Origin of the sequence: Kitasatospora sp. NPDC059327, from assembly GCF_042752535.1 — a bacterium.
GTDB lineage: Bacteria > Actinomycetota > Actinomycetes > Streptomycetales > Streptomycetaceae > Kitasatospora.
Genome location: NZ_JBHYYB010000227.1, coordinates 1 through 3,250, shown reverse-complemented (window position 1 = coordinate 3,250; position 3,250 = coordinate 1). Strand labels below are relative to the sequence as shown.

Sequence of the window (3,250 nt, the reverse complement as noted above, 5' to 3'; positions counted from 1 at the left end):
CCGTCCCCTCAGGAACCGACTCGATCCGGTGATCCGTCAGCGAGCTCATCAGTGACTCCCTTGATCAGGGTGTCCACCGAAATTCTGATACTCCCCGCGCCGTGCCGGCCCGCGGCAACCAGGACGCACTTCGCACTGGCGGCCAGGGTCAGGGTGATGACGAAGAACTCACCGGGGAGTACCGGGGCGACACCATCGTCGACGACCTTGCCGGCCTTGACCGCCTCGGCTGTGTCGTTGCTCCCGCGACCAGGCGGCGAACGTTCAGGTGCCTGGGGCTTCGGTGGCCTCGATCTCGGGAGCACTTGGTGGGATGGTCAGATCCAGCGGTAGCGGCCGGTGAAGTTGCGCATCACGGGCGGCTCGTAGTCGAAGCGGATGCCGTTGATCGTGGCCGCCCTGGCCGCCACCTCGATCAGCGCGTCGGCCACGTAGTCCATGTGGTCGTTGGTGTAGGCGCGGCGCGGAATGGTGAGTCGCAGCAGTTCGAGTGGTGCCTTCTCCTGTACACCGGTGTCCGGGTTGCGGCCGAGCAGCAGTGACCCGATCTCCACTGATCTGACGCCCGCTTCCAGGTACAGGGCGCAGGCGAGGGCGTGCCCGGGGAACTGGTCGTGGGGCAGGTGGGGGAGCATGGCCCCGGCGTCGACGAAGACCGCGTGGCCTCCGGTGGGGTGCTGGATCGGGATGCCGGCCGCGCGCAGACGCTCACCGAGGTAGGCGACCTGTCCGATCCGGTAGGTGAGGTAGTCGGGGTCGATGGCCTCCTCCAGGCCGATGGCGAGCGCTTCCATGTCGCGGCCCGCCAGCCCTCCGTAGGTGATGAAGCCTTCTGTCAGCAGGCACCGCTGCTGAGCCCTTCGGTACAGGTCGCCGTCCTCGCGGAAGGCGCAGAAGCCGCCGATGTTGACCAGTCCGTCCTTCTTGGCGGATGCGACGGCGATGTCTCCGCACGCCATGGTCTCCGCCACGATCTGGGACATGGTGCTGTCCTTGAACTCCTCCTCGCGGTGTTTGACGAACCAGGCGTTCTCGGCGAAGCGCGCGATGTCGAGGATGACCGGGATACCCAGGCCGCGGCAGTGGGACGAGACTTCGCGCAGGTTGGCGACCGACATGGGCTAGCCCCCGGAGGTGTTGCAGGTGATCGTGGCGATGACACCGGCCACGTTCGCGGCGCCGTGCCGCTCGATGGCGGACCTGGGCGCCGGAAGGTCGAAGTTTCCTTTCCACGGGTGGTAGGTGCCGGTGTCCAGCGCGTCGGGAGTCAGGGTGTTGACCGCCCGCGCGCCGGCGAGTTCCACGTGGGCCTTGGTCGTCTCGAAATGGAAGTTGGAGACGAACACCGGCGAGTGCGACTCGCGGTGCGTGACCAGTTCGGGGAAGAGGATGTTCTCGGCGGCCCGTCCCTGATGGGTGGGAATGGTCAGGGGGAATCCGAGTATCCGGAGGATGGTGTCCGGCAGCCGGTGGAAGCTTCTGCTGCCCGCGTACGCCTCGTCGCCCGTGACGAGGCCGCCCCACTGCCGATCGCTCAACGCTCCGGTGCCACTGTCGGTGAGGAGGTCGATGTAGACGTCGTCGCTGCCGAGAGAGAAGAGGTTGAGGCCTGCACGGTGCAGCGCCTCCTCTCGGTAGCTGCGCGTGGTCATCCGGATGGGTTCGACGACCTTGACGCGAAACGGTTCCGGCAGGCGCCTGGACATGATGCGTACTCCCGAATGGGGTGAGCCGCGAGGGCGTTGCGAGGACGGAAGGGAAGCAGAGGGACGCCGGCGGGTCGTCACCGTTCGCGAACGGCCTGCTGATAGGCGCCGGGCGTGACGCCGATGCGCGCCTTGAACGTCCTGATCAGGTGAGCTTGATCGCTGAAGCCGGTTCTCATCGCCACGGCCGATGCCTTCTCGCCGCCGCGCAGGAGCTGTTTCGCGGCGATGATGCGCCGATTGACGAGGAAGGCATGTGGTGTGAGTCCCGTGCGGCGGCGGAACGCGCTGATGAGCCGCTGCCGTGGGACTCCCGCCTCGTCGACGAGGTCCGAAAGCGTCACTTTGGCGGCGTAGTCGTCGCACAGCAGCGTGACGGCACGATCGACGGGGCCCTCCTCGTGGCCGGCTTCCGCGAAGCGGACGGCCGCATAGCGCGACAGGCAGTACGCGTACGTCGTGAAGAGGTGTTCCTCTGCCTCGAATGCGCACTCGCCGCGCCGTGAACTCTCGTGAGCCCGGAGAAACATGGCCGCACCCGCGGGATCGTCCACCACGGCCTCGGTGAAACGCACCGTCCCGCGCAGGGGAGCTTCCGCGCTCTCGGCGGCGATGCGGTGCAGGAGAGGTTCCGGCGGGTAGCTCGCCGCATAGCTCAGAGCGCTGCCGCGGGCGGCACCGTCGTGAACCTCAAAAGGGTTGCAGAAGATCAACTGCGCCACCCCTGGGTTGTAGGGCCGGCCGCCGATCGAGAGAGCGCCGGCACCGTGGGACACTGCCGCGACGATGAAGGTGTCGTGCGTGTGGGGGGAGTATCGGTACCCGTCCAGTCGGCCGAGAAGGAACTCGACTCCGCTCGCGGCCGACGTGAAATAGTCGATCTTGCCGAAGGTCTTCCCTGTCATGCTCATTCACCCTGCCCAGCGGCCATCTACTGGCATTCAGGATGCCACCCGCCGACAGCAGGGCATTGAAGGAAAGTCCCGATTCACCCCGGCCGCCCCCAAGATGCGTGAGCTCTCACCTGCCGGGGTGGATGAGATCGAGTGGGCGGCGTTGGTCCAGCCCGGCAACGCGGGCCAGGGTGCCGGCGAGGTTACGGAAAGTGGTCATCGCGCGGGGCGTGTTCCCGGCGCCGATCTTGGAGGCGTCCCCGGCGACCGTGGTGTCCCGGGCGGAATGATGGGCTCGCCATGCCAGTGCTCGCGCACGACTTGGGCAGGCTGGGCATCGGTCGCGGAGAACGCGTCGTGGCAGGTGACGGCAGGACGTGCTCGATCTGGATCTTCCCGCCGTTCGGGTCGCCCCGACGGCGGGTGACCTTGATCCCCTGGGCGACGTACGGGAGCCGCGGCCGGAGAGGCGAAGCGGGAGCGACGTATCCCGAATCGTCACCAGCAGGGCGGTGCGCGCGCCGGCACTGCCACGCGTGGGGCTGCAGACGATGTTGACGAGGCCAATCTCGTACTCCGAGGAGACGAACAGCACGCCCCGGCGGTCAGGGGGCGCCGGCGGTGGGTGACGCCCATGCTCGTGAAGGCGCC

The 3,250-nt window shown here is 67.5% G+C and carries 1 protein-coding gene and 1 pseudogene; both read right to left on the bottom strand.

Going from position 1 to position 3,250, the window contains the following annotated elements; translation table 11 throughout:
• Positions 1 to 317 precede the first annotated feature (317 nt).
• A pseudogene (locus ACFXHB_RS44550) lies at positions 318 to 1,652 on the bottom strand (tryptophanase).
• Between the two features lie 131 nt (positions 1,653 to 1,783).
• Positions 1,784 to 2,611, bottom strand: a complete 828-nt coding sequence (locus ACFXHB_RS44545; RefSeq protein WP_380582919.1) for an AraC family transcriptional regulator — start codon at positions 2,609 to 2,611, stop codon at positions 1,784 to 1,786.
• Positions 2,612 to 3,250 lie beyond the last annotated feature (639 nt).

Bases quoted from the DNA above. Each gene is read 5' to 3' on its own strand.
- ACFXHB_RS44545 (WP_380582919.1), bottom strand. From the start codon at position 2,611: ATGACAGGGAAGACCTTCGGCAAGATCGACTATTTCACGTCGGCCGCG.